25 protein-coding genes and 1 riboswitch are annotated in these 25,630 nt (G+C 43.7%); of the genes, 15 read left to right on the forward strand and 10 right to left on the reverse strand.

All coding sequences use genetic code 11. The features are described from left to right. Positions 1 to 558 (forward strand): YqgE/AlgH family protein, encoded by a 558-nt coding sequence (locus tag ACO5E4_RS08340; RefSeq protein WP_454904951.1) that lies wholly within the window; start codon positions 1 to 3, stop codon positions 556 to 558. Then, entirely contained in the window at positions 558 to 977 is a 420-nt protein-coding gene (ruvX, locus tag ACO5E4_RS08345) for a Holliday junction resolvase RuvX (RefSeq protein WP_314954655.1), read from the forward strand. The genes ACO5E4_RS08340 and ruvX overlap by 1 nt, the downstream gene beginning before the upstream one ends. Positions 978 to 1,078: 101 nt before the next feature. On the opposite strand, the gene eno is transcribed toward ruvX, so the two are convergent. The 3 genes from eno to pyrG all read right to left on the reverse strand — a co-directional run bounded on the left by eno (position 1,079) and on the right by pyrG (position 5,188). Then, positions 1,079 to 2,389, reverse strand: coding sequence for a phosphopyruvate hydratase (gene eno / locus ACO5E4_RS08350; RefSeq protein ID WP_485862713.1), 1,311 nt, complete (start codon positions 2,387 to 2,389; stop codon positions 1,079 to 1,081). A gap of 201 nt (positions 2,390 to 2,590) precedes the next feature. Beyond that, entirely contained in the window at positions 2,591 to 3,253 is a 663-nt protein-coding gene (gene thiE / locus ACO5E4_RS08355; RefSeq protein WP_485862714.1) for a thiamine phosphate synthase, read from the reverse strand. Between the two features lie 58 nt (positions 3,254 to 3,311). Beyond that, a riboswitch (TPP riboswitch) is annotated at positions 3,312 to 3,411 on the reverse strand. A 142-nt stretch (positions 3,412 to 3,553) separates the two neighbouring features. Next, the gene (gene pyrG, locus ACO5E4_RS08360; protein WP_314954649.1) at positions 3,554 to 5,188 is read right to left on the reverse strand and encodes a glutamine hydrolyzing CTP synthase; all 1,635 of its coding nucleotides are present in this window, start codon (positions 5,186 to 5,188) and stop codon (positions 3,554 to 3,556) included. Positions 5,189 to 5,415: 227 nt separating this feature from the next. On the opposite strand from pyrG, the gene brnQ reads away from it, so the two are divergent. Then, on the forward strand, positions 5,416 to 6,714 hold the full coding sequence (brnQ, locus tag ACO5E4_RS08365; RefSeq protein WP_485862715.1) for a branched-chain amino acid transport system II carrier protein: 1,299 nt from the start codon (positions 5,416 to 5,418) through the stop codon (positions 6,712 to 6,714). A 50-nt stretch (positions 6,715 to 6,764) separates the two neighbouring features. Here the strand turns inward: brnQ and nfuA are convergent, their stop codons facing one another. Then, positions 6,765 to 7,349: a Fe-S biogenesis protein NfuA gene (gene nfuA / locus ACO5E4_RS08370; RefSeq protein ID WP_109128801.1), complete on the reverse strand. Its 585-nt coding sequence runs from the start codon at positions 7,347 to 7,349 to the stop codon at positions 6,765 to 6,767. A 109-nt stretch (positions 7,350 to 7,458) separates the two neighbouring features. Then, positions 7,459 to 8,145, reverse strand: a complete 687-nt coding sequence (locus tag ACO5E4_RS08375) for a phosphoribosyltransferase family protein (RefSeq protein WP_485862716.1) — start codon at positions 8,143 to 8,145, stop codon at positions 7,459 to 7,461. Positions 8,146 to 8,300: 155 nt separating this feature from the next. Between ACO5E4_RS08375 and ACO5E4_RS08380 the strand changes: the two genes are divergently transcribed. After that, complete coding sequence (locus tag ACO5E4_RS08380) at positions 8,301 to 9,116, forward strand: Cof-type HAD-IIB family hydrolase (RefSeq protein WP_314954641.1); 816 nt, start codon at positions 8,301 to 8,303, stop codon at positions 9,114 to 9,116. Positions 9,117 to 9,150: 34 nt separating this feature from the next. Here ACO5E4_RS08380 and purN read toward each other — a convergent pair whose 3' ends face one another. Both purN and purM read right to left on the reverse strand, forming a co-directional pair. Then, positions 9,151 to 9,789: a phosphoribosylglycinamide formyltransferase gene (purN, locus tag ACO5E4_RS08385; protein WP_485862717.1), complete on the reverse strand. Its 639-nt coding sequence runs from the start codon at positions 9,787 to 9,789 to the stop codon at positions 9,151 to 9,153. After that, positions 9,789 to 10,829, reverse strand: coding sequence for a phosphoribosylformylglycinamidine cyclo-ligase (gene purM, locus ACO5E4_RS08390; protein ID WP_485862718.1), 1,041 nt, complete (start codon positions 10,827 to 10,829; stop codon positions 9,789 to 9,791). The genes purN and purM overlap by 1 nt, the downstream gene beginning before the upstream one ends. A 184-nt stretch (positions 10,830 to 11,013) precedes the next feature. Between purM and ACO5E4_RS08395 the strand changes: the two genes are divergently transcribed. Continuing rightward, positions 11,014 to 11,514, forward strand: a complete 501-nt coding sequence (locus ACO5E4_RS08395) for a surface-adhesin E family protein (protein ID WP_485862719.1) — start codon at positions 11,014 to 11,016, stop codon at positions 11,512 to 11,514. A 106-nt stretch (positions 11,515 to 11,620) separates the two neighbouring features. Here ACO5E4_RS08395 and clpB read toward each other — a convergent pair whose 3' ends face one another. After that, positions 11,621 to 14,191: an ATP-dependent chaperone ClpB gene (gene clpB, locus ACO5E4_RS08400; RefSeq protein WP_485862720.1), complete on the reverse strand. Its 2,571-nt coding sequence runs from the start codon at positions 14,189 to 14,191 to the stop codon at positions 11,621 to 11,623. A 245-nt stretch (positions 14,192 to 14,436) separates the two neighbouring features. On the opposite strand from clpB, the gene ACO5E4_RS08405 reads away from it, so the two are divergent. Next, positions 14,437 to 15,051 (forward strand): ComEA family DNA-binding protein, encoded by a 615-nt coding sequence (locus ACO5E4_RS08405; RefSeq protein WP_485862721.1) that lies wholly within the window; start codon positions 14,437 to 14,439, stop codon positions 15,049 to 15,051. A 59-nt stretch (positions 15,052 to 15,110) separates the two neighbouring features. Here ACO5E4_RS08405 and asd read toward each other — a convergent pair whose 3' ends face one another. Beyond that, positions 15,111 to 16,223 carry an aspartate-semialdehyde dehydrogenase gene (asd, locus tag ACO5E4_RS08410; RefSeq protein WP_485862722.1) on the reverse strand — a complete coding sequence of 371 codons (1,113 nt, stop codon included), beginning with the start codon at positions 16,221 to 16,223 and terminating at the stop codon, positions 15,111 to 15,113. Positions 16,224 to 16,475: 252 nt separating this feature from the next. Between asd and pyrR the strand changes: the two genes are divergently transcribed. The 9 genes from pyrR to ACO5E4_RS08455 all read left to right on the forward strand — a co-directional run bounded on the left by pyrR (position 16,476) and on the right by ACO5E4_RS08455 (position 25,102). After that, complete coding sequence (gene pyrR / locus ACO5E4_RS08415) at positions 16,476 to 17,012, forward strand: bifunctional pyr operon transcriptional regulator/uracil phosphoribosyltransferase PyrR (protein ID WP_314954712.1); 537 nt, start codon at positions 16,476 to 16,478, stop codon at positions 17,010 to 17,012. 70 nt (positions 17,013 to 17,082) lie between these two features. Continuing rightward, on the forward strand, positions 17,083 to 18,006 hold the full coding sequence (locus ACO5E4_RS08420; RefSeq protein ID WP_485862723.1) for a peptidylprolyl isomerase: 924 nt from the start codon (positions 17,083 to 17,085) through the stop codon (positions 18,004 to 18,006). A gap of 78 nt (positions 18,007 to 18,084) precedes the next feature. Beyond that, positions 18,085 to 18,948: a 16S rRNA (adenine(1518)-N(6)/adenine(1519)-N(6))-dimethyltransferase RsmA gene (gene rsmA, locus ACO5E4_RS08425; RefSeq protein WP_485862724.1), complete on the forward strand. Its 864-nt coding sequence runs from the start codon at positions 18,085 to 18,087 to the stop codon at positions 18,946 to 18,948. Between the two features lie 15 nt (positions 18,949 to 18,963). Beyond that, positions 18,964 to 19,791: a bis(5'-nucleosyl)-tetraphosphatase (symmetrical) ApaH gene (apaH, locus tag ACO5E4_RS08430; RefSeq protein WP_485862725.1), complete on the forward strand. Its 828-nt coding sequence runs from the start codon at positions 18,964 to 18,966 to the stop codon at positions 19,789 to 19,791. 8 nt (positions 19,792 to 19,799) lie between these two features. Beyond that, the gene (locus ACO5E4_RS08435) at positions 19,800 to 20,432 is read left to right on the forward strand and encodes a glucose-6-phosphate 1-dehydrogenase family protein (protein WP_485862726.1); all 633 of its coding nucleotides are present in this window, start codon (positions 19,800 to 19,802) and stop codon (positions 20,430 to 20,432) included. Between the two features lie 117 nt (positions 20,433 to 20,549). Then, a complete protein-coding gene (gene leuS / locus ACO5E4_RS08440) occupies positions 20,550 to 23,138 on the forward strand; it encodes a leucine--tRNA ligase (RefSeq protein WP_485862727.1) in 2,589 nt (862 codons plus the stop codon). 60 nt (positions 23,139 to 23,198) lie between these two features. Beyond that, positions 23,199 to 23,702, forward strand: coding sequence for an LPS-assembly lipoprotein LptE (locus tag ACO5E4_RS08445; protein WP_485862728.1), 504 nt, complete (start codon positions 23,199 to 23,201; stop codon positions 23,700 to 23,702). Further along, complete coding sequence (gene holA, locus ACO5E4_RS08450; RefSeq protein WP_485862729.1) at positions 23,702 to 24,748, forward strand: DNA polymerase III subunit delta; 1,047 nt, start codon at positions 23,702 to 23,704, stop codon at positions 24,746 to 24,748. The genes ACO5E4_RS08445 and holA overlap by 1 nt, the downstream gene beginning before the upstream one ends. 93 nt (positions 24,749 to 24,841) lie before the next feature. After that, positions 24,842 to 25,102, forward strand: coding sequence for a DUF5339 domain-containing protein (locus ACO5E4_RS08455; protein ID WP_212510031.1), 261 nt, complete (start codon positions 24,842 to 24,844; stop codon positions 25,100 to 25,102). A gap of 60 nt (positions 25,103 to 25,162) precedes the next feature. Here the strand turns inward: ACO5E4_RS08455 and mutT are convergent, their stop codons facing one another. After that, complete coding sequence (gene mutT, locus ACO5E4_RS08460) at positions 25,163 to 25,561, reverse strand: 8-oxo-dGTP diphosphatase MutT (protein ID WP_032998008.1); 399 nt, start codon at positions 25,559 to 25,561, stop codon at positions 25,163 to 25,165. Positions 25,562 to 25,630 lie beyond the last annotated feature (69 nt).

Genomic DNA, 25,630 nt, shown 5'->3' on the forward strand with positions numbered 1-25,630 from the left:
ATGGATTTACAAGATCATCTCTTGATTGCCATGCCCAATTTAGATGACAGTTATTTTTACCGCTCGGTTATTTATATCTGTGAACATAATGAAAAAGGTTCTATGGGATTGGTGTTAAATCAACCGACAGATTTAAGTATTGCGGAGTTGGGCGCTAAAATGAATTTCATGATGGTTAGCAACCGCACTTATAGTGATAAGTTGGTACTTGCCGGCGGGCCGGTCAATGTTGATCGTGGTTTTATTTTGCACACCAACACCCATGAACCTTTTGATCACAGTTATCGGGTGAACGACAATCTCATGCTCACCACTTCTGCTGATGTCGTGGATACTTTTGGTACATTATTAGAGCCGGAAAAATACTTGGTCACACTTGGTTGTGCAAGTTGGGAACCACATCAGCTAGAGCGGGAAATTATGAATAATTCTTGGTTGGTTGTGCCGGCGACGGAACAAATTCTGTTTGATTTGCCATATGATCAGCGTTGGTTCGCAGCCAATCAGTTGCTTGGCATTGATGGGCATAACTTTGTTAGTCAAGTTGGGCATTGTTAATGGGCATTACCGTTTTGGCGTTTGATTTCGGCACAAAAAGCATTGGCTGCGCGGTTGGTCAAAGCATCACTGGTACGGCGCAGTCTTTGCCAGCGTTTAAAGCGCAAGATGGCATTCCCAATTGGGACGCCATTGGCAAAACCATTAAAGAATGGCAACCGGCTCGAATTGTCGTCGGTTTGCCACTGAATATGGATGGCTCCGAACAAGAGCTGACCTTACGCGCCAAAAAATTCGCCAATCGCCTACAAGGGCGCTTTAACTTGCCGGTGGAGTTACAAGATGAACGCCTCACTACCACGGAAGCCCGTAGCGAAATTTTTGGGCGCGGTGGTTATCGTGCTTTGAATAAAAGCAAAGTGGATGGCATTTCCGCCTGTTTAATATTGGAAAGTTGGTTTGAGCAATACGGTGAATAAATTACTTTAAAAAAATACATAAAAAATCACCGCACTTTTTATCTTTCAACAAAAAGTGCGGTGTTTTTTTAGCGCGTTTTAATAACTGCGACGGTTATGAATTAAGCTTGACCTTTAACCGCTTTTAAACCTAAGAACGGAGCCGGTGTACCCGCGCGTTCTAATGCTTCTTCAATACGGATTAATTGGTTGTATTTCGCAATACGGTCAGAACGGCTCATAGAACCGGTTTTGATTTGACCTGCTGCGGTACCCACTGCTAAATCAGCAATAGTCGCATCTTCAGTTTCACCGGAACGGTGAGAGATCACAGCGGTATAACCTGCATCTTTCGCCATTTTAATCGCAGCCAAGGTTTCGGTTAAAGAACCGATTTGGTTGAATTTGATTAAGATGGAGTTTGCGATACCTTTTTCGATACCTTCTTTTAAGATTTTGGTGTTGGTTACGAATAAGTCATCACCCACTAATTGAATGCGATCGCCCAATACTTTAGTTTGGTAGGCGAAGCCTTCCCAGTCAGATTCATCTTGACCGTCTTCGATAGACACGATTGGGTATTGTTTGGTTAATTCTTCAAGATAGTGTGTGAATTCTTGAGATGTGAATGAACGGCCTTCGCCTTTTAATTCATATTTACCGGTTTCTTTGTTGTAGAACTCAGAAGAGGCGCAGTCCATGGCTAAAGTCACGTCTTTACCTAATACATAACCTGCTTTTTCTACTGCTTCTTTGATACAGGCTAATGCGTCAGCATTAGAGGCTAGGTTTGGTGCGAAACCACCTTCATCACCAACCGCTGTGCTCATGCCTTTAGATTTTAAGACTTTCGCAAGGTTGTGGAATACTTCAGCACCGATACGAAGGGCTTCACGTAAGGTTTTTGCGCCAACCGGTTGGATCATGAATTCTTGGATATCAACGTTGTTGTCGGCGTGTTCACCACCGTTGATGATGTTCATCATTGGTAATGGCATAGAGTAAACGCCTGGCGTACCGTTAAGTTCTGCGATGTAAGCGTAAAGTGGTAAACCTTTAGACGCTGCGGCTGCTTTTGCGTTTGCTAAGGATACCGCTAAGATAGCGTTTGCACCGAAGTTAGATTTGTTCTCCGTGCCGTCTAAATCGATCATGATTTGGTCGATTTCCGCTTGATTAGACGCCTCTTTACCAAGAATGGCTTCAGCAATCGGGCCGTTTACTGCGGCAACCGCTTTCAATACACCTTTACCTAAGAAACGAGATTTGTCGCCGTCACGTAATTCTAAGGCTTCACGAGAACCGGTCGATGCACCTGATGGCGCCGCAGCAAGACCGACGAATCCGCCTTCTAAATGCACTTCGGCTTCCACTGTTGGGTTACCACGAGAGTCGATAATTTCGCGACCAATGACTTTAACGATTTTTGCCATTTTATTTTCCTCATTAAGTTAATTAAAACGGGTTAGTTTGCTCTAAAAACGTCGGTATCATAAAGCTATTTTGTTCTTTTGTCTTGCAAAAACTACTGACAAATTGATTTTACGCCATGTTTTCCGTCATCTTAAGTGCGGTTCAATTTTAAGATAAATTTTTCGCGCTATTTCACCATCAATGTAAACGAAAATGCGCCATTATTCGGCAAAATATTGCAGTAAATTTTTCACCGCACTTTGCCAGTCTTGTGCCTTGGTGACGGCAGAAATCACAGCAATGCTGCCCACTCCGGTGGGTAAAATATCAGGAAAATGCGAAGCACAAATACCCCCGATGGCGACGGTCGGTATCTTACCTACGTTTTTCACCTGTGCCGCTAAATTGGCAATGCCTTGAGGCGATGAAGGCATCGCTTTGGTTTGCGTTGGGAAAATATGCCCGAGGGCAATATAGGACGGACGCAACGGTAACACCAGATCGACTTCTTCCTGGTTGTGGGTGGAAACACCGAGACGCAGTCCCGCTTGTTGGATGGCGTTTAAATCGGCCGTGAGTAGATCCTCTTGCCCAAGATGGACGCCGTAAGCCTGATACTTAATTGCCAACTGCCAAAAATCATCTACAAATAACCGTACTTGATGCTGTTTGGCTAAGGCAATGCAGCGGGCGATTTCCTCTTCTGCTTGTTCCGCTGAGCGATCTTTAATGCGAATTTGCAAGGTTTTCACTCCGGCGTGAATGAGCCGTTCAACCCATTCATAACTGTCCAAGATAACATACAATCCCAACTTAAATTCAGTGGGCGCAAAAGGGGCGTTGGGTGGGGTTATTTCTGATAAATGAGACACGGCTTCCGACATGGTAATCTCCGATAAGGTGAAGAAAAAGTGGCTTGTGTAGAAGGCGTGATGAAATGCAAACTGGTGGTAACTTGTTCCCTACGTGGGGATTAACCCACAGGTTCCACGGATCTCGCGTTCATTGCGATCTCAGCCTTCCGGCACTCCGACAAGAGGGTTTCAATATAGTGAAAGGCAAGAGTCATAACAAGGGGATAAGCCATTTTTTGTGAAGTGGATCACGGAGAGTAAACAAAAAGTGCGGTCAAAAATCTAAGAGTTTTTCTGACCGCACTTTTATTTCAATTTTTCAGAAAGCCGTTAGTCGGATTTTTTCTGATTGGTTTTTGCCGCTTTCACAAAGCCTTCGAATAATGGATGCCCATCACGTGGCGTGGAGGTGAATTCCGGGTGGAATTGGCAAGCAACAAACCAAGGGTGATTAGGCACTTCAATAATTTCCACCAGTTTTTTATCGGCGGATAAACCGGTCACTTTCAAGCCGGCTTTTTCGATTTGTGGAAGCAAGACATTATTAACTTCGTAACGGTGACGATGACGCTCTTCGATAGTTTCAGCACCATATAATTTGCGTGCTAAACTGCCTTCTACTAAATGGCATTTTTGTGCGCCAAGACGCATGGTGCCACCTAAATCAGATTCATCGCTGCGGACTTCCGTATTGCCTTCTGCATTTTGCCATTCGGTAATTAATCCCACCACAGGTTGTTCACAAGTGCGGTCAAATTCGGAAGAGTTTGCATGGCTCATGCCGGCAACATTACGAGCAAATTCGATTAACGCCACTTGCATGCCTAAGCAAATGCCTAAATACGGAATGTTGTTTTCACGGGCATATTGGGCAGTCAGAATTTTGCCTTCAACACCGCGATAGCCGAAGCCACCCGGCACTAAAATACCGTCTAAACCTTTTAAGATGTCTACGCCTTTGGTTTCCACATCCTGTGAGTCGATGTATTTGATGTTGACGTTCAAGCGATTTTTCAAACCGGCGTGTTTTAACGCTTCGTTTACGGATTTATAGGCATCAGGCAATTCGGTGTATTTACCTACCATCCCAATGGTGACATCGCCTGTCGGGTTGGCTTGTTGATACAACACTTGTTCCCATTCAGATAAATCGGCTTCCGGACAAGTTAAGTGGAAACGATTGCAAATAAAATCATCCAATCCTTGAGATTTCAAGAGTGCCGGAATTTGGTAAATGGAAGACACATCTTTCAATGAAATCACGGCGCGTTCCGGCACGTTACAGAATAACGCGATTTTCGCGCGTTCATTCGGTGGAATCATGCGGTCGGAACGGCAAATTAGCACATCCGGTTGAATCCCGATGGACAACAATTCTTTCACGGAATGTTGCGTCGGTTTGGTTTTGACTTCGCCGGCGGTCGGAATATAAGGAACAAGCGTTAAATGCATGAAAATCGTGCGTTCACGTCCCACTTGTACGGCAAGTTGGCGCAAGGCTTCCAAGAACGGGAGGGATTCGATATCGCCCACGGTGCCACCTACTTCTACGATGGCCACATCATGCCCTGCGGCGCCATCAATCACGCGCGCTTTAATTTCGTTGGTAATGTGTGGAATCACTTGAATGGTCGCGCCGAGATAGTCACCGCGACGCTCTTTGCGTAACACTTCGGAATAGATTTTACCGGTCGTGAAGTTGTTACGCTTGGTCATTTTGGTGCGAATAAAACGCTCATAATGGCCTAAATCTAAATCGGTTTCTGCACCGTCTTGGGTCACGAAAACTTCACCGTGCTGGGTTGGGCTCATGGTGCCCGGATCGACGTTGATATAAGGGTCAAGTTTCATAATCGTGACGTTTAAACCACGCGCTTCTAAGATTGCCGCAAGTGATGCCGCTGCAATGCCTTTACCAAGCGAAGAAACTACGCCGCCTGTGACGAAAATATAATTGGTAGCCATAAGAAACCTATTTGTTGCTATTGGGATGGATGGAAAATTAGGATAAATATAATCTATCAAGACGGGAGCGTAGTTTACAACAAAGGCAGAATGAACTCAATTGCCGGGCTTGCGGATTTGACAGAAAGTGCGGTGGAAAAATATCACACTTTTTTATGTTTTATTACGAAATTCGCCATTTTTGGTGTAAAATCCGCCGAATTTTTATAACAAAAGAGAAATTTATTATGTTTTCACGTAAAGATATTATTGTTTTGGGTATGATGATTTTTGCCCTGTTTTTAGGGGCGGGAAACATTATTTTTCCACCGATGGAAGGTTACACTGCGGGACAACATTGGGCGACAGCGGCATTAGGTTTTGTAGTGACTGGCGTGTTAATGCCATTTATCACCTTAGTGTTAGTGTCTGTTTTAGGACGTGGCGAAGAACTCACTCGCGACCTACCCAAATGGGTGGAAGTTTTGTTTTTAGCCACCTTATATTTAGTTATCGGTTCTACGTTTGCGATGCCACGAATTACCAACGTAGCCTATGAAATGGCGTTAGTGCCGTTAGAGATTGTCACAGATACACCGACAAATCACCTGATTTTTGCCGTGGTCTTTAACATTATTGCTATGTTATTCATGCTAAAACCAAACACCATTATTTCCAGCGTGGGCAAATTTATGACCCCGGCCTTATTGGTGTTACTGGTCGTAGTGACCGTGACAGTCTTTATGTCTCCCTTGTCTGACATTGCTGCACCAAGCAAAAGTTATGCGGACAGCTCAGCGTTGACCACCGGTTTAATTAGTGGTTATCAAACCATGGATGTCTTGGCGGCAATTGCTTTCGGCGGCATTGTTGCCCGTGCGTTAAGTGCGAAAAACATCACTGAACCGAAAAAAATCATGCGTTACACTATTTCTGCCGGCTGCATTTCAGTGGTTTTATTAGCCGCACTTTATTTTTCTCTTTTCTATCTTGGTGCGACCAGTGACCAAGTGGCGCAAGGCGCAAGTAACGGTGGTCAAATTTTCTCTCGTTATGTAAACGTGTTATTTGGCAAAGAAGGTTCTTGGATCATGTCCGGTATCATCTTCTTGGCAAGCTTAACCACCTTAGTGGGGGTGACCAGTGCTTGTGCCTACTACTTCGCCAAATTCTCTAACCGCTTGCCGTATTCTTTCTGGGTGGTGGTGTTTACTATCATGACGACCATCATTTCCGAAAACGGTTTAACGAAATTATTACAAGTCACCATTCCGGCATTGTTATTAATTTACCCGGTAGCAATCATGTTGGTGGTATTGCAGTTCGTCCGTGCTAAATTACCATGCGTGCAATTAACCTATAACACTACGATTGCAGTCACCGTGTGTTTTAGTCTGTGCGACAGTTTAAATAACGTGGGACTCTTGTCTGACGGCATGAAACAATTCCTTGGCAATTTCCCCTTATATGATAATGGTTTGGCATGGTTAGTTCCTTCGTTAGGCGTGTTGTTCTTGACTATGTTGCTTGGAAAAAAAGCAAAATAGTTTCCAAAGACAATAAAAAAACCACCTTTTCGGTGGTTTTTTATTTGGGCTTAATAATAAGAATGTTCGCCGCGTTGGTGTTCTGTCACATCTTTCGCGCCTTTTAATTCATCCGGGAAGAGGCTGATTAATTGTTTTTCTACGCCATCTTTTAAGGTGACATCCACCATGGAGCAACCGTTACAACCACCACCGAATTGCAGAATGGCGTAGCCGTCATCGGTGATTTCCAATAACGTGATTTTGCCACCGTGACTTGCCAATTGCGGGTTGATTTGGGTTTGAATGACATATTCCACACGTTCGATTAATGGTGCGTCATCTGCCACTTTACGCATTTTGGCGTTTGGTGCTTTTAAGGTGAGTTGTGCACCTAATTCTTCCGTGACATAGTCGATTTCTGCGTCTTCCAAAAATGGCAGACTGATGTCATCCACAAAGGCAGAAAAGGTGTCGTATTTAAATTCGGTATCGCTAGCTTCCACAGAATTTGGTGGACAATAAGACACACCACATTCGGCACTTGGCGTGCCCGGGTTGACGACGAAAATACGAATGTTGGTGCCTTCTTCTTGCTGATCTAATAAACGGCGGAAATGTGCTTGTGCTTCCGCTGAAATGGTAATTTGTTGCATAACGCTCCCACAATAAAACCTAATTAAATTTGTCGGATATGATACGCTTCATGTGGTTTTTTTTCTACCTTTTGGTGTAATAAAAAATGCCGCTGCCTTATCGTACGTTTTATGCTCGCGCCAGCCCCCACACTTGAATATGTGTCACATTAGCTTTGCGTAATAGCTTGGCGATTTCGTTTAATGTAGCGCCGGTGGTGATCACATCGTCTATTAAGGCAACGTGACGATAAGGAAAATCTTTGGCTTTAGCGGAAAGTTGAAAAGCATTTTTGAGATTTTGTCGTCGATCTTTGGCACTAAGGCCTCGTTGGGTCGGTGTGCGTTTGGTACGAGTAATTAAGTTGTTTTTGACGGGAATGTTGATCCATTGGCTCAGTTGACGCGCCAATAAATCTGCTTGGTTATATCCCCGTTGCCATTGCCGAACATGATGTAACGGTACGGGTAGGAGCACCTCAGGCAAAGGCAGTTGATGATTTCGTCGAGCTTCGCGGATGGCCAAATACAGCAGGCGCGCTAAAGTGCGGTCGAGTTGAAATTGTTTTTGAAATTTAAACCGATGAATCAGCGTGGAAAGTGGTTCGTTGTAACGCCCGATAATCACCATGCGATCCCACGCCGGTTCCTGCTGCAAACAGTTGCCGCAGTGCAAGGCGTTTTCCATCAGTTCTGAACCACAGCAACCGCAATAAGGAAAACGTCGAATCATTCGATTACAACGGCTGCATAAGCCATGTTTGGCAAGTTTAAGAGGCGCATGGCAATGCATGCAGCTGGATCGGAAAACGTTCATGAAAGCGACCGTACTTAATGAAGAAAACCGGCACATCATAAAGTGCGTCGCTTTTTTTCGTTGCTTTTTTGCCCGATTTTAGGATCTGCCTCGCAAAAATGCTAAAATCAGGCAACATTTCCGCCAAATGTTGAATTTAAAGAGAAGAGAAAAGCATGACAATCCCGAATTATCGCGACCAAATTAAAGTAGTCTTTTTTGATATCGATGACACGTTGTTTATGAAACAACGTGATTTTCTGCCGGCAACGGTGCCTGTGTTTATGCGTAAATTGAAAGAAAACGGCATTATTCCTGCCATTGCCACAGGGCGTACCCGCTGTGCTTTTCCGCATAAATTGAATCAGGTGATTGAGCAGGAAGGCATTGATTTATTTGTGACCATGAACGGGCAGATGGCAAGTTATCGTGGGCAAGTCATTGAGAAACACGTGATTCCAACAGAAAAAATTCGCCGTTTGGTGCATTTTTTTGAGCAACATAATATGCCTTATGCGTTTGTGTCGGATCATACGGTCGCGGTTTCGGAGCGGAATTCAGTGGTACAGTTCGCGATGGATCCGATCTTGAAAGATTACATTGTGGATAAAGCTTTTTTTGAAGGAAACGATATTGGGCAAGTGTTGCCGTTTTATCGCGCGGAACAGGATGAGTTGGTGCGGAATTCAGGCGTATTGGATGGCTTGCGTGTGGTGCGTTGGCATGAAGACTCTGTGGATTTATTTGACGCGGAAGGCTCCAAAGCACGTGGCATTCAAGCGGTGGTCAAACATTTGGGACTACAGATGGATAATGTGATGGCGTTCGGTGATCAATTAAACGATTTCGAAATGTTAAGCACCGTGGGCGTAGGGGTTGCCATGGGCAACGGCCATGAAAAACTCAAAGCGATCGCGGATCATGTGGCGGAACCGCTTGATCAAGACGGCATTTATCGATTCCTCATCAAAGCCGGATTAATTGATGAATAAAAATAACGCGCTGAAAAGCGCGTTTTTTATATCTTTAGTCAATCGCATAACCTTGCGGTGGTAAGCGGTTGCCGTCTAAATAGGCGTGGTTGTCGGTAAAAGTGAGGCGCCCTTCTACAAACCATTTAATTGCCAAGGGATAAAAGCGAATTTCCTGTTCTTTGACCCGTTGTTCAATATCCGCAATGGCGTCTTCGGCAAAAATGGGCACTTTGGCTTGTAACACAATGGCGCCGCCATCTACTTCTTCATTTACAAAATGAATGGTCATACCATGCTCTGTTTCACCGGCTTCGATGGCTCGTTGGTAGGTATGCAGCCCGGGATATTTGGGCAATAAAGAAGGGTGAATGTTGAGAATTTTTCCCGCAAAACGTTGGGTAAATTCTTCCGTAAGGATTTTCATATAGCCGGCAAGTACAATTAAATCCGCACCGAGATTGTCGATTTCATCTGCGATATGGCGATCCATGGCAAGATTGTCGGCATAGTCACTACGTAAAAAAGTGCGGTGAAAAATACCCGCACTTTTTGCCCGCTGTAGCCCAAAGGCATCCGCTTGATTGCTGAACACGCCAACGACTTCACCGTCAATATAGCGCGATTCACAAGCATCAATAATCGCCTGTAAATTCGCGCCATAACCGGAAATAAGAACAACGATTTTTTTCATTAACGAATAACAACTTGCGGTTCGTTTTCATCAGTGAGATGTTGGATATCCCCGATGACCCAAGCGGTTTCCCCAGCCTGTTGTAGCAGACCTAATGCGGTTTCTACGTCTTCTTGTGGCAATGCAATCACCATACCCACGCCGCAGTTAAAAGTGCGGTACATTTCGTAGTCGGTGATATTGCCTTGTTGTTGCAACCAATCAAACACTGCAGGCCATTGCCAGCTGTTTTCATTGATCACCGCTTTGACGCTGTTTGGTAATACGCGCGGGATATTTTCCCAGAAACCACCACCGGTTAAGTGAGCGATAGCGTGAACATCCACGTGTTTGATTAATTGCAAAATGGATTTTACGTAGATTTTTGTCGGTGCCAGCACATGATCGGCTAATGGACGGCCTTCTAACTGTGCTTCGGCTGGATTTACGCCGGCAACATCAATCACTTTCCGAATTAAAGAGTAGCCATTGGAATGTGGACCGCTAGAAGCGAGGGCGATTAACGCATCGCCAACTTTGACTTGACTGCCATCAATGATTTCGGATTTTTCCACCACACCGACGCAGAAACCGGCAAGGTCGTAATCGCCTTCGTGGTACATTCCCGGCATTTCAGCCGTTTCGCCGCCCACTAAAGCACAGCCGGATTGTTCACAACCGTTTGCAATGCCTTTAATGACGTTGGCGGCCACATCCACATCTAATTTGCCGGTGGCATAATAATCCAGGAAGAACAATGGTTCGGCACCTTGTACCACCAAATCGTTTACACACATTGCCACCAAATCGATACCGATACTGTCATGACGATTTAAATCAATGGCTAAACGCAATTTTGTGCCGACACCGTCAGTGCCTGATACCAAAATCGGCTCTTTATATTTAGACGGAATGGCACAAAGTGCGCCGAAACCGCCTAAACCGCCCATGACCTCAGGACGAGTGGTGCGTTTCACTTCCGGTTTAATGCGTTCAACTAATTCGTTACCTGCATGAATATCCACGCCGGCATCTTTATAACTTAAGGATTGTGTACTCACGATGGCTTCCCGTTAATGATGACTAAATTAATTAGGGCTCCATTGTACACGCTTACGCAAACGTTTGCGATAAGTATAAAGGATTTTTCTCCAAAAGCCGGCTTTCAATTAGCTATTGAATAAGAATTGTGCCAAAATGAAAGACATAGGAATATTGCCCTTGGGCGTGAATAAGGAGTCTGATATGAAAAAAACGTTTGTATTTTTAACCGCACTTTTATTGGCTGCTTGCTCTTTCTCGCCTTCCACCAAGCCTGTGTTAAATCCTCAAGCCAATGCAGAAGTGCAGGGCGATGTGCCACTTGTTCCACCAAAAGAGACGAAAAACGGTTTTTTACAACTTGTGCCGGGTATTTTTTATTATGTGGATACTAATTCCGTTTGGGTGGATAACAAGGATAAACGTCTGATTCATTTTGATGTGGTGATTAACTTGGATAAAGGGTTATATGTATTCAAAGATCATCCGACGCTTTATGCCAAATCCATGCGCCAATATAAAATTTTAAATTGTGAGAGCCACTATTTCACTCACGTGCGCAGCGATTTCTACGCTGATTTTTGGGGTGACGGTATTCGCACCGCGCCGAAACGCCAATCTCAACATACTATCGCGTTACAGCCACAATCTTCCCTTTATACTTTAGGGCAAGTGATGTGTGCGAACATGTACCGTCGGAAATAAGAAAAGAAAAAGTGCGGTGGATTTTGGCCGCACTTTCTGTCATCGAGATAACAAAAAAGCCATTTAGCATTTACTAAATGGCTTTTGTTTTTAGCGTATTTGGGGCTTATTGTTTAGCCACAATTTTTCCGTCAACGTAATCGACGCTAATCGGTTTTTCCGGTAACAAACTGCCGGAAAGGATTTGTTGCGCTAACGGGTTCTCAATTTCTTGCTGAATCGCACGTTTTAACGGACGCGCGCCGTAAATCGGGTCATAGCCGATTTCGCTGATGAAATCGAGGGTGCTATCCGTAAAGTGCAACACATAGCCACGACTTTCCATGCGATTGATTAAGCGTTTTAACTGAATTTCCGCAATGGCGCGAATGTTGTCTTTATGCAACGGATGGAACACCACAGTTTCGTCAATTCGGTTAATAAATTCCGGACGGAAATGTTGGCTCACCACGGACATCACCAAGGCTTTCATTTCATCGTAGCTTTCGGTTTGATTACCTTGAATCAAATCAGAACCTAAGTTAGAGGTCATGATCACCACCGTATTGCGGAAATCCACGGTTCTGCCTTGTCCGTCGGTTAAACGGCCGTCATCTAACACTTGCAATAAAATGTTGAACACATCATTGTGTGCTTTTTCCACTTCGTCGAGCAAAATCACAGAATATGGACGGCGACGTACGGCTTCGGTTAAATAACCGCCTTCTTCATAACCCACATAGCCCGGAGGTGCACCAACCAAGCGAGACACGCTGTGTTTTTCCATGAATTCGGACATATCGATACGCACCATGGCGTCTTCGCTATCAAACAAGAATTTCGCCAAGGTTTTGCACAATTCGGTTTTACCCACGCCGGTTGGTCCTAAGAACAAGAAGGAACCAATCGGACGATTTGGATCGGAAAGACCGGCACGACTACGACGAATCGCATTCGCCACAGCGTCCACGGCTTCATTTTGTCCGATAACACGTTTGTGCAATTCTTCTTCCATGCGCAAGAGTTTTTCTTTTTCGCCTTCCATCATTTTGGAAACCGGAATGCCGGTGGCACGGGAAAGCACTTCCGCAATTTCCTCGTCAGTCACACGATAACGCAACAGGCTCATTTCTTTGCCTTCCGCACCTTCTGCTGCCGCTAATTGTTTTTCTAATTCCGGAATTTTGCCATATTGTAATTCGGACATTTTGTTCAAATCACCGGCACGGCGGGCTTGTTCCATTTGCGTACGGGCGTTTTCCAATTCCGCTTTAATGTGTTGCGCACCGGAAAGCGCCGCTTTTTCGGATTTCCACACCTCTTCTAATTCAGCATATTCCCGTTCTTTTTCCGCCAATTCTTTTTCTAACATTTCCAAGCGTTTGCGGCTGGCATCATCATCTTCTTTTTGTAACGCCTGTTGTTCCAATTTGAGTTGGATAATACGGCGATCTAAGCGATCTAACGGCTGTGGTTTGGAGTCAATTTCCATCCGAATGCTGGAAGCCGCTTCATCGATTAAGTCGATGGCTTTATCCGGCAACTGGCGATCGGAAATGTAACGATGGGACAAGGTTGCCGCCGCCACAATAGCCGGGTCAGTAATTTGTACGTGGTGGTGGATTTCATAACGCTCTTTCAAACCACGCAAAATAGCAATGGTGTCTTCCACGCTCGGTTCATCCACAAACACTTTTTGGAAACGACGTTCAAGTGCGGCGTCTTTTTCAATGTATTGGCGATATTCATCTAATGTGGTCGCACCGACACAATGTAATTCACCACGCGCCAAACTTGGTTTTAACAAGTTGCCCGCATCCATGGCGCCATCGGTTTTACCCGCACCCACCATGGTGTGAATTTCATCGATGAACAAAATGACGCGACCTTCTTCTTTGGCAAGTTCATTTAACACGGCTTTTAAGCGTTCTTCAAATTCACCGCGATATTTTGCTCCGGCGATTAACGCGCCCATATCAAGGGAAAGCACGCGTTTATTTTTCAAACCTTCCGGCACTTCGCCGTTCACAATACGCTGCGCCAACCCTTCCACAATGGCGGTTTTACCCACGCCTGGTTCACCGATAAGCACCGGGTTGTTTTTGGTGCGGCGTTGCAATACTTGAATGGTGCGGCGAATTTCTTCATCACGCCCAATCACCGGATCCAACTTCCCGCTTTCCGCGCGGGCAGTTAAGTCGATAGTATATTTTTCTAAGGCTTGGCGGCTTTCTTCCGCATTTTGATCATTCACGTTTTGTCCTCCACGAATATGATCGATGGCTTGTAAAATTTGTTCTTTTTTCGCACCGCACTTTTTCAGTATCTCGCTGACGGCGCCTTTTTCTTCCAAGGCAGCAAGTAAAAAGAGTTCGGAGGAAATAAATTTATCCTGCCGTTGTTGCGCTAATTTGTCGCATAAATTCAACAGGTTAAGCAACTGACGGGAAAGTTGTACATCACCGCCATTGCCGGAGACTTGCGGAAGTTTGGCAAGTTCGTTGTTGAGTTCGTTACGCAATGCGGCAACATTCACGCCATTTGCGGTTAAAATCGGCGCCACTGAACCGTCTTGTTGATTTAACAAGGCGCTTAATAAATGCACCGGTTCAATAAATTGATTATTCTTGCCAATCGCTAAAGATTGCGCTTCAGCAATGGCTTGTTGGAATTTAGTGGTAAATTTTTCAATATTCATAAGTATTTCCTTCTTCGTTCCATGGATGTTCTGTTGAACATTTGTTCGCCAAATTTAAATAAGATCGTTTTGAGGGATTTCAAGAGAAAAAATGAAAAATTTAGTTTTGCCGATTAATTTTTTAGATTTGATAGGTTTTATTTGTTTGAACTTTTAGTACATCTTTTGCTCTAACAAAAGCGTTTATCATAGAAAAGTGCGGTGTTTTTTCGCCGTCTTTTTATTTAGTAAAAAAGGAAGAAAACATGAAATCATTAAAATCTTTGTTGGCGTTAGCGGTTGCTATTGCTGTTTCCTCTACTGCATTGGCGGAAGAAAGTGTTTTATCTGAAATGAAAGAAGGCGCAAAATCTGCATGGCAAACTGTGAAAGAAGACAGTAAAGCGGCTGGCACTAAAATAAAGAATGGTGCAGTGAAAGTAAAAGAGACAACGAAAGAAAAATTCGGTGAAGCCAAGGATGCAACCAAAGAGAAATTTAGTGAAGCTAAAGATGCAACAAAAGAAAAGTTGACTGAGGCGAAAGAGGTTACTCAAGAAAAAGTTGCAGAAGGTAAGAAAGCGATAAAAGACAAATTACGCAATGACAAACCGGCACAGGTGGAAGATAAATCTACCGCGAAAGAAAAAAGTGCGGTGGAAAATAAAGCCAAAATGACGCAAAGTAAAAAAGTGGATATTAATACAGCAGATGCGGCGACATTAGAAAGTTTGTCCGGTATTGGTGAAGCGAAGGCTAAAGCGATCATTGAATATCGCGAGAAAAACGGCAAGTTTAAAAATCTCAATGATTTATCCAACGTGCCTGGTATTGGCGATGCGACGTTAGAAAAAATGAAATCCCATGTGCGTTTTAATTAATTTTCCAAGATAAAAAGAAGGGCTGTATTGAACAGCCCTTTGTTTTTAGAAAATAGAGATTATTTTACTAATTGCACTAAAATACGGCGAATTGGTTCTGCTGCGCCCCATAATAATTGGTCGCCGACAGTGAATGCTGCCAAATATTCCGGCCCTAAGTTGAGTTTGCGTAAACGTCCTACCGGAACGCTTAATGTGCCGGTGACCTTGGTTGGTGTGAGTTCACGCAAGGTACTTTCTTTATCGTTTGGAATGACTTTCACCCACTCGTTGTGTGATGCCAAAATTTGCTCGATTTCTGCCAGTGGGATGTCGCGTTTTAATTTGATGGTGAATGCTTGGCTATGGCAACGTAATGCACCGATGCGCACACATAAACCATCTACCGGAATTGGATTGTCGCTTAACCCTAAAATCTTATTGGTTTCCGCATAGCCTTTCCATTCTTCTTTGGTTTGACCACTTTCTAATAATTTGTCGATCCAAGGGATTAAGCTGCCTGCGAGAGGTGCACCAAAATTATCAATAGGGAAATTCTGATCACGCATTTTCGCGGTAACTGCGCGTTCAATATCTAAAATAGAGGAATTCGGATCTGCTAATAAGCCTGTGACTTCACCGTTTAATTCGCCCATTTGCACGAGTAATTCACGCATGTTTTTCGCACCGGCACCACTGGCAGCCTGGTAAGTCGCAACGGAAATCCATTCTACTAAATCTTTCTCGAATAAACCGCCTAATGCCATTAGCATTAAACTTACGGTACAGTTACCTCCCACATAGGTTTTTACACCGTTTTTCAAGCCTTCGCTGATGACGTGCTGGTTTACCGGATCCAATACGATTATCGCATCTTTTTCCATACGTAGTGCAGATGCTGCATCGACCCAGTAGCCATTCCAACCGGTAGATTTTAATTTTGGATAAACTTCGTTGGTGTAATCGCCGCCTTGGCAGGTGACGATAATGTCGAGTTTTTTCAGTTCTTCAATATCGAATGCATTTTTTAAGGTGCCTGCGTTTTTGCCACCGAAAGTTGGTGCAGGCTGTCCTGCTTGGGAAGTGGTAAAGAAAACCGGATTGATATTTGCAAAATCATTTTCTTGCTGCATGCGATCCATTAAAACGGAACCGACCATTCCGCGCCAACCGATAAAACCAACGTTTTTCATAAGTTTGTCCTTCTAAATAAGATTGAAAATATGTTGTGTAAGCGCTTAATTAATAGCAAGAGAACGCAAATAAAAGCAAGTGTTTTTCCGATATTTTTTAACTTTTTAAAATAATCCCAAAACTGACCGCACTTTTTCTTTTATTTATCTTAATGTTAAGGTCAAAAAACGGGGAATTGATATGAGCAAAGCGATTGAATTTATGCTATGTTAAATATCATTTTTATTGTTTTAATGGGCGGCTTTAAGTTTATGGAAAAAATCATTATTGATGAAAATCAGTTTTTTAGAACGATTTCCCGTATTTCGCATGAGATCATTGAAAAACATCAGACGTTAGATAATTTAGTGATTGTCGGTATCAAACGGCGGGGCGCGGAAATTGCGGCGTTAATTAAACATAAAATTAAAGAATTAACTCAAGTTGAACTCCCATCTTTTGATTTGGATATCACCTTTTATCGCGATGATCTTGAGCCAACCCAAGAAGAGCAGGTGCCGATTTATAGTGGCGCTTCCGATTTTATTAATATCCAACATAAAGAAGTGATTTTGGTGGACGATGTGCTGTTTACCGGTCGCACGATTCGAGCTGCATTGGATGCGTTAGTGGATTTTGGGCGGGCAGCAAAAGTGGAATTGGTGATTTTTGTGGATAGAGGGCATCGTGAATTGCCGATTCGTGCCGATTATGTAGGGAAAAACGTACCAACCAGTCGTAGTGAAAATATTCAGGTGCGCACCATGAAGTTTGACCAATGTTATGAAGTCGCGTTATTAACGAAATAAATTTGTGAACCTTTATTAAAATTGATAATCTAACCAACAATTTCAACCCTATAACGGAATATTAACGAAGATGAATTTGAAGTCTGTTTTGTTTGTCGCACTTGGTTTTTTGGCATTTATTGCAAATGCGCAAGCTGAGGAAAAAGTGGTTGCGACAGTAAACGGCGTTCCTGTGTTGGAAAGCCAAGTAAAAAGTGCTTTAACTAAGAAAAATAATCGCCAAGCAGCTTTAGATAAAGTGATTGATGATATTTTGGTTGCGCAGGCAGTAAAAGAATCCGGTGTCTCTGTTAACAATGCGCAAGTGGATCAAATTATTGAAGGCATCGCAGCGCAAAACGGTTTAACGTTCGGTCAGTTACTCGATGCCCTTGATTATCAAGGCATTAGTTATGCGGCATATCGTCAACAAATTGCGCAACAACTGATGATGTCGGAAGTACGTAATCGCGCAATTAGCCAAAGCGTTGATGTCTCTCGTGAACAAGTTGAAGCGTTAGCGAAAAAAATGTTGGCGGAAGCTAAGGCAAAAGGCAACGTGGCGAGACTGACGGATACCCAATACGAAGTGCGTCATATTTTGTTAAAACTCAACCCGTTGTTAAACGATGCACAGGCCAAAGCGCAGCTTGAACAAATCCGTGCGGATATTCTTGCTGGCAAAACAACGTTTGCTGATGCCGCATTAAAATATTCAAAAGATTATTTATCTGGTGCTAACGGCGGTAGCTTAGGTTATGCTTTCCCGGAAATGTACGTGGGGCCGTTTAATAAAGCAGTACGTACAACAAAACAAGGCGTGATTAGTGCGCCGTTTAAAACCGAATTCGGCTGGCATATTTTGGAAGTGACCAATACCCGTCAGGCGGACCGTACAGAAGATGCTTATCGTCAAAAAGCCTACGAGCAAATCGTCAATCAGCAATTGCAAGATTCCGCACGCGACTGGGTACAAGCATTGCGTAAACGAGCCAACATTAAATATATAAATTAACGGAAATCCCGACCCAATGGTCGGGATTTTGCTTTATAATACACCGCACTTTTCGTTATTTTTATAAGATCTTATTCAATGAATTCAAAAAAGCATTTAGGCCATACGGCGCGTAAACGGTTCGGGCAAAATTTCTTGCACGACAATAATGTAATTCAAAATATCGTGGCGGCAATTTACCCGCAAGCTAACCAATTTTTAGTGGAAATCGGTCCTGGGTTAGGCGCATTGACAGAGCCGGTTGCGGAGCAGGTAGATCGCTTGACCGTATTGGAGCTTGACCGCGATTTGGCGGAACGTTTACGTCACCACCCGTTTTTACATCAAAAACTCAATGTCATCGAAACCGATGCTATGCAGTTTGATTTTTCTACGCTTTATGAACAAGAACATTTAGCAGAGAAAAACCAAAAACTGCGCGTGTTCGGTAACTTGCCGTATAACATTTCTACGCCGCTAATGTTCCATTTGTTTAAATATCACAACATCATTCAAGACATGCACTTCATGTTGCAAAAAGAAGTGGTGAAACGCCTATGTGCTGCCCCAAACAGTAAGGCTTACGGAAGATTGACCATCATGGCGCAATATTTCTGCCAAGTCATGCCTGTGTTGGAAGTGCCACCAAGTGCCTTTAAACCTGCGCCAAAAGTGGATTCTGCGGTGGTTCGCTTAATCCCGCATGCCACACTGCCGCATCCGGTGAAAGATTTATATTGGCTTAATCGCGTCTGTTCTCAGGCATTTAATCAACGCCGCAAAACGTTGCGTAATGCCTTGTCCGGCTTATTTTTACCGGAAAATCTGACCGCACTTAACATCGATTTAAATGCACGTGCGGAAAATCTTAGCATTGCGGATTATGCCCGTTTAGCGAACTGGTTGGCGGATAACCCGCCGGCAGAGGTGAGCAAAGAGGATGTGGTGGAGTCGGAAGAATAAAAAGAGCGGTCAAAAATGGCGACATATTTAGTAGGCGACCTACAAGGTTGTTATGACGAATTGCAGATGTTATTGGAGCGAGTGAAATTCGACCCAACACAAGATACACTTTATTTAACCGGTGATTTGGTGGCACGCGGTGATAAATCGCTAGAATGTCTGCGTTTTGTTAAATCCTTGGGAACTGCCGCTTACACCATCTTAGGTAATCATGATTTACATTTAATTTCCACCGCACTTGGCATTAAAAAAATCAAACCTCGTGATCGTGTTGCACCGATTTTTGCAGCCCCCGATTTTTTTGAATTAATTCATTGGTTACGTCAACAACCTTTGTTGATTCACCACGAACAACTGAATTTCGTCATGACGCACGCCGGTATCTCGCCCGATTGGGATTTAGCAACCGCCAAAGCCTGCGCCAATGAAGTGGAGAATGTGCTGCGCCATGGCAATTATCGCTATCTCATTGAAAATATGTATTCAGAACAGCCTGATTGTTGGTCGCCAAATTTAAAAGGACTGGATCGTCTGCGTTACATTATTAATGCTTTTACCCGTATGCGTTTTTGCTATCGGGATCATCGTCTCGATTTTGCGTGTAAACAGCCCATCAAGGATGCGCCGAAGAACCTTGCCCCCTGGTTTGCTTTAGACAATCCGCTGTATCAAACCGAAAATATTGTTTTTGGTCATTGGGCGAGCTTAGTGGATGAAATCACGCCACCGAATATTTATGCCCTCGATACCGGCTGTGTTTGGAATAATCGCCTCACTCTGTTGCGCTGGGAAGATAAGCGCTATTTCACCCAAAGTGCGGTCAAAAATTACAGTGATTTTTAGGAAGAATTATGAATTTCATTAATGCCGATGCGTGCGATCTCTTTAACATTCCCTTCTTCCAATTTGCCCAAATGAAAAAGTTTTGTCCCGAAGATATTCCGCATATTAAGGCGGATTACAAAGCTCATTGGGATCGGTGGAAAGCCACCATTTTGCAGGTGGCTACAGAACTCGGTACGCCCTTTGCCAAGCCGCATATTGAAAGTTGGACGAACGGTTGGCAAGTACGAGGCCATTTCTTTGCCTATTTTAAATATGAATATAACCTCAATTCCGCCGCGATTTTGTCGGTGTTACTGAATCGTCGTCGTTTATCGGTGAGTTTAGATTGGCATTGTTATCGCGCTGATCGGTCACAAATTAACGTGCAGCAATATAACCAATGGCTCGAGCATGTTGATTTTGCTCGCTTTGCCGAATTCGATATTTGGCGTGGTGATGAAAGCGAATACGATGATTTCCGTAAAGTCAGCCAGTTGAGCCCAAAAGACTTAACTTTGCGTTCTGAGGCTGATTTTTGGTGCATTGGGCGAAATGTAGAAAAAGCGGAATTGGATAAATTAGATGTGACGCAATTTATTGTGGAAAGCATTCGTGATTTATTGCCATTATATGAGGCTTGCCACCAAGTTAAGCCGTAAAAAATATCCGAAATTCCCACCGCACTTCCTGTTATTTTTCCCCATTTTACGCTATTCTATGGCGTATTTTCTCAGTTAAAACCCGCTAAAGTGCGGTCTATTTTAAGGTGATTTTTTATGCAAGAACAATATCGTCCTGATTTGCTTGAGCCGGAAGTGCAAAAATTCTGGCAGGACAATAAAACTTTCAAAGCGGTACAAGATAACAACAAAGAAAAATATTACTGTCTTTCCATGTTGCCCTATCCATCCGGTCGTTTGCACATGGGACATGTGCGTAATTACACCATCGGTGATGTGGTTTCCCGTTATCAACGCATGATTGGTAAAAACGTGTTACAACCAATGGGATGGGATGCGTTTGGTTTGCCTGCGGAAGGCGCTGCGGTGAAAAATAATACTGCACCGGCAAAATGGACTTACGAAAATATTGAATACATGAAAAACCAGTTACAACTGCTCGGCTTCAGTTATGACTGGGATCGCGAAGTAACCACCTGCCGTCCGGAATATTATAAATGGGAACAATGGTTCTTTACCGAGTTATACAAAAAAGGCTTGGTGTATAAGAAAACCTCTACGGTGAACTGGTGCCCGAACGATAAAACCGTCTTGGCAAACGAACAGGTGCATGAAGGTTGTTGCTGGCGCTGTGATACGCCGGTGGAACAAAAAGAAATTCCACAATGGTTTATTAAAATTACCGACTATGCCGAGCAATTATTGAATTGCTTGGATGACTTGCCACAATGGCCGGATCAAGTCAAAACCATGCAACGTAACTGGATCGGTCGTTCTGAAGGCGTGGAAATCACCTTTGATATTAAAGACACCAACGAAAAATTAGCGGTTTATACCACCCGCCCGGACACGTTCTACGGCGTGAGTTATGTCGCTGTTGCAGCAGCTCATCCATTGGCGACACTTGCTGCGCAAAATAATCCTGAATTAGCAGAGTTCATTCAAGAAGCGAAAAACACTAAAGTTGCGGAAGCGGACATCGCCACCATGGAGAAAAAAGGTATGGCTACCGGTTTGTATGCGGTACATCCGTTAACCGGTGAGCAAGTGCCTGTGTGGGTGGCGAACTTTGTGTTAATGCATTACGGTACCGGCGCGGTAATGGCCGTGCCGGCACACGATCAGCGCGACTATGAATTCGCACAAAAATACGGTTTGGCAGTGAAACAAGTGATCGAACCGATGAACGGTGAAGAAATTGATTTAACCAAACAAGCCTTTACCGAACACGGCAAACTGATTCATTCCGCTGAGTTTAATGGCTTGCCATTTGATGCGGCATTTAATGGCATTGCCGACAAATTAGAAAAATTAGGCGTGGGCAAACGCCAAGTGAATTACCGTTTACGCGACTGGGGCGTTTCCCGTCAACGTTATTGGGGCGCGCCGATTCCAATGTTAACCTTGGAAAATGGCGATGTGGTACCGGTGCCAATGGAAGATTTACCCATCATTCTGCCGGAAGATGTAGTGATGAACGGTGTGAATAGCCCGATTAAAGCGGATCCTGAATGGGCGAAAACGACTTATCAAGGCAAGCCGGCGTTAAAAGAAACCGACACCTTCGATACCTTTATGGAATCCTCTTGGTATTACGCCCGTTACACTTGCCCGGAATATCAACAAGGCATGTTAAACAGCGAAGAAGCGAACTACTGGTTGCCTGTGGATCAATATATCGGCGGTATTGAGCATGCGACCATGCATTTATTGTATTTCCGCTTCTTCCATAAATTATTGCGTGATGCAGGCTTGGTGACCAGTGATGAACCGGCAAATAAATTGTTATGCCAAGGTATGGTGTTAGCGGATGCGTTCTATTATACCAGCCCGACTAACGAACGTATTTGGGTGTCACCGACTAAAGTGACTTTAGAGCGTGATGACAAAGGTCGTATTGTGAAAGCGGTGGATGACGAAGGTCATGAGTTGGTGCACGCCGGTATGACGAAAATGTCGAAATCCAAAAATAACGGTATTGACCCGCAAGAAATGGTGGAAAAATACGGCGCGGACACTGTGCGCTTGTTCATGATGTTTGCCTCTCCTGCAGAAATGACCTTGGAATGGCAAGAATCCGGTGTTGAAGGCGCGAAACGTTTCTTAGCGCGTGTATGGAATTTGGTGTTTGAATACAGCAAAAATCCAACAAAAACAGCCGTCAATCCGACCGCACTTTCTAGCGCTCAAAAAGCGTTACGTCGTGATGTCCACAAAACCATTGCGAAAGTAAGCGATGACATTGGTCGTCGTCAAACGTTCAATACGGCGATCGCGGCAATCATGGAATTAATGAATAAACTCACCCGCGCGCCGTTAGATGATGAGCAAGATCGTGCTGTGATGGCAGAAGCCTTGAGCGCAGTTGTGCGTATGCTTTATCCAATTACGCCACACATTTGTTTCCGTTTATGGAAAGAACTGGGCAATCAAGACATTATCGACTTTGCCCCTTGGGTGGAAGCGGATCCTGAGGCAATGATTGAAGATGAAAAATTGATTGTGGTTCAAGTGAACGGAAAAGTGCGTGGTAAAGTCACTGTTGCTGCAGATGCAGACGAAGAAAGTGTGAAAGCGATCGCCTTTGCCGATGAAAACGTCAAACGTTTTACCGACGGAACGCAAATCGTTAAGGTGATTTATGTTGCCGGCAAGTTGCTTAATGTTGTGGTAAAACCGCAGTAATCTAATCAAAAAAGTGACCGTACTTAATGCAAAGTGCGGTCGATTTTTAAGGTGATTTTTATGTTTAAACAGCTCAAATCCTTACTTCTTACTGCCAGTGTTTTGGCTTTATCCGCTTGCGGATTTCATTTCCAAAACGGTGAATTGATTCCGCAAGAATTGCAAACCTTACACTTGGAAAGTAGCGATCCTTATAGTGACATGGCGGTGTCGATGCGTCGTCAATTACAGTTGAATAATGTTAATTTGGTGGAAGCTAAGGCGGGTGTGCCGGTTTTACGTTTGAATAAAATTACGACATCTGAGCACGTGGTTTCTATTTTTAAGCAAGGTCGTGAAGCCGAAAAACTCTTAGTTTTAGACGTGGAAGCCAGTGTGAAATTGCCAAATAAAGAGGCTTTCCCAATTTCGACTAAAGTGAATCGTACGTTCTTTGATTATTCTCGAGCAGCCTTGGCGAAATCTTCGGAAAAAGAGGTTATTTGGCAAGACATGCGCGAGCAAGCAGCACGTCAGTTAATAAATAAAATGGTTGCCTTGCAACATCAAATCCAACCGAAATAATGAACCGTTTATTTCCTGAGCAACTTATCCCTTCGTTAGAGCGCAAATTAGCTGCGCTCTATTTTTTAGTGGGGGAAGATCCGTTATTAATTGAAGAAAGCCTGGATGCTATTCAACAAGCGGCAACGAAAGCGTTATTTGATGAAAAAATCCAGTTGGAAATTAATGCCTCTACCGACTGGAATGATTTGTTCGAGCGGGTGCAATCCATGGGCTTATTTTTCAATAAGCAGATTATCATATTAGATTTACCTGAAAATTTGACCGCACTTTTACAAAAAAATCTGTCGGAGTTTATCTCTTTACTGACGCCTGATGTGTTGCCGGTGCTGCGTTTTACCAAGTTGACCAAAACCACGGAAAAACAAGCGTGGTTTGTGGCGGCTAACCAATATGAACCGCAAGCTGTCGTCATTAATTGCCAAACGCCAAATGCGGAGCAGTTGCCTCGTTGGGTGACAAATCGGGCAAAATCATTGGGCTTAAGCATTGATCAGGAAGCGGTACAGTTGCTTTGTTATAGCTATGAAAATAATCTCTTAGCGCTCAAACAAACGCTGCAATTACTGGATTTGTTGTATCCTGATCGTAAATTGACGTTTGCTCGTGTTAATAGCGTGGTGGAGCAGTCCTCGGTATTTACCCCGTTTCAATGGGGGGATGCCATGCTGGCAGGGAAAGCAAGTCGTGCTTGTCGGATTTTAAATGGTTTGAAAGACGAGGATATTCAGCCCATTGTTTTATTACGCACGTTGCAGCGGGATTTAATGACGTTATTGGAACTTAGCAAAACTGAGCAACGGCCATCGCTTGATTCGTTATTACCTACCTCCCAGCTGCGTGAACACTTTGATCGTTTAAAAGTGTGGCAGAACCGTCGAGTATTGTTTACGCAAGCGGTCCAACGTTTAACTTACCGTAAACTTTATCTTTTCTGTCAACAGCTTGCGGAAGTTGAGCGTAGTGTAAAACAAGAATTTAATGATGATGTTTGGCTGCAACTGGAAGTGTTATCCATTGAGTTTTGTGCTACTCATAATGCCTAATGCTTATTATTGTTTCTCTTTTATCGCTAAAATTCGTATAATAGGTCGTCGCCTGACTTGAGGCGATATTTTCAAACCATTATGGAGAAAAAAATGAAAAAAGTATTAGTTGCAGTATTATTATCTGGTTTTGCAATGTCCGCATCTGCTGGTTTATCTAAAAGCTGTGAAACATATTTTGCTGAAATCGACTCTTTTGTGAGTGCAGTACCTGCAGCACAACAAGCGATGATGAAACAACAATATGAAGCAAGCAAACAACAATTATCTGCTTTACCAGAAGCTGCACAAGAGCAAGCTTGCTCCCAAGCAACTGAACAATTAAAACAAGCTAAAGCAGCAATGGGCAAATAATCCGGCTTTTTGTTTTTTTCAAAGACCCGACATATGTTGGGTCTTTTTTATGGGCGAGAGTTAGGATTCGGCTAATAAACGTTGAATGAGTTTGGCATTTGCCGGAGGGAATTGACCGGCATCCAGTTCGTTTTGTGCCAACCAGAAACCTTCTTGTCCCTCACGCCCAAAGGGCTCGCCAACCCATTCTTCTACCAGATAAAAAAAGAAAGAAATCACTTTAGTTGGATATTCAAATTCAAAACGCTCAAACAGCTGCGCATTGAGTACCACAATACCGATTTCTTCTTCTAGTTCCCGTTTTAATGCCTGTTCCGGTGTTTCGCCTTTATCAACTTTACCGCCAGGAAACTCTAGGGACTGGGCAAAGTCTTGTCCTTCCAGGCGTTGGGTTAAATAAATTTGACCGAATTCGTTACGAATAATCCCGGCTGCAACCTGTACAAGCGGTTTCCTCATTTTTCCATCCTTTACTGAATATTCATGAAAAAAAAGTGCGGTTAAAAATTTTATTGTTTTCTAACCGCA

This window comes from Aggregatibacter sp. (assembly GCF_057314075.1).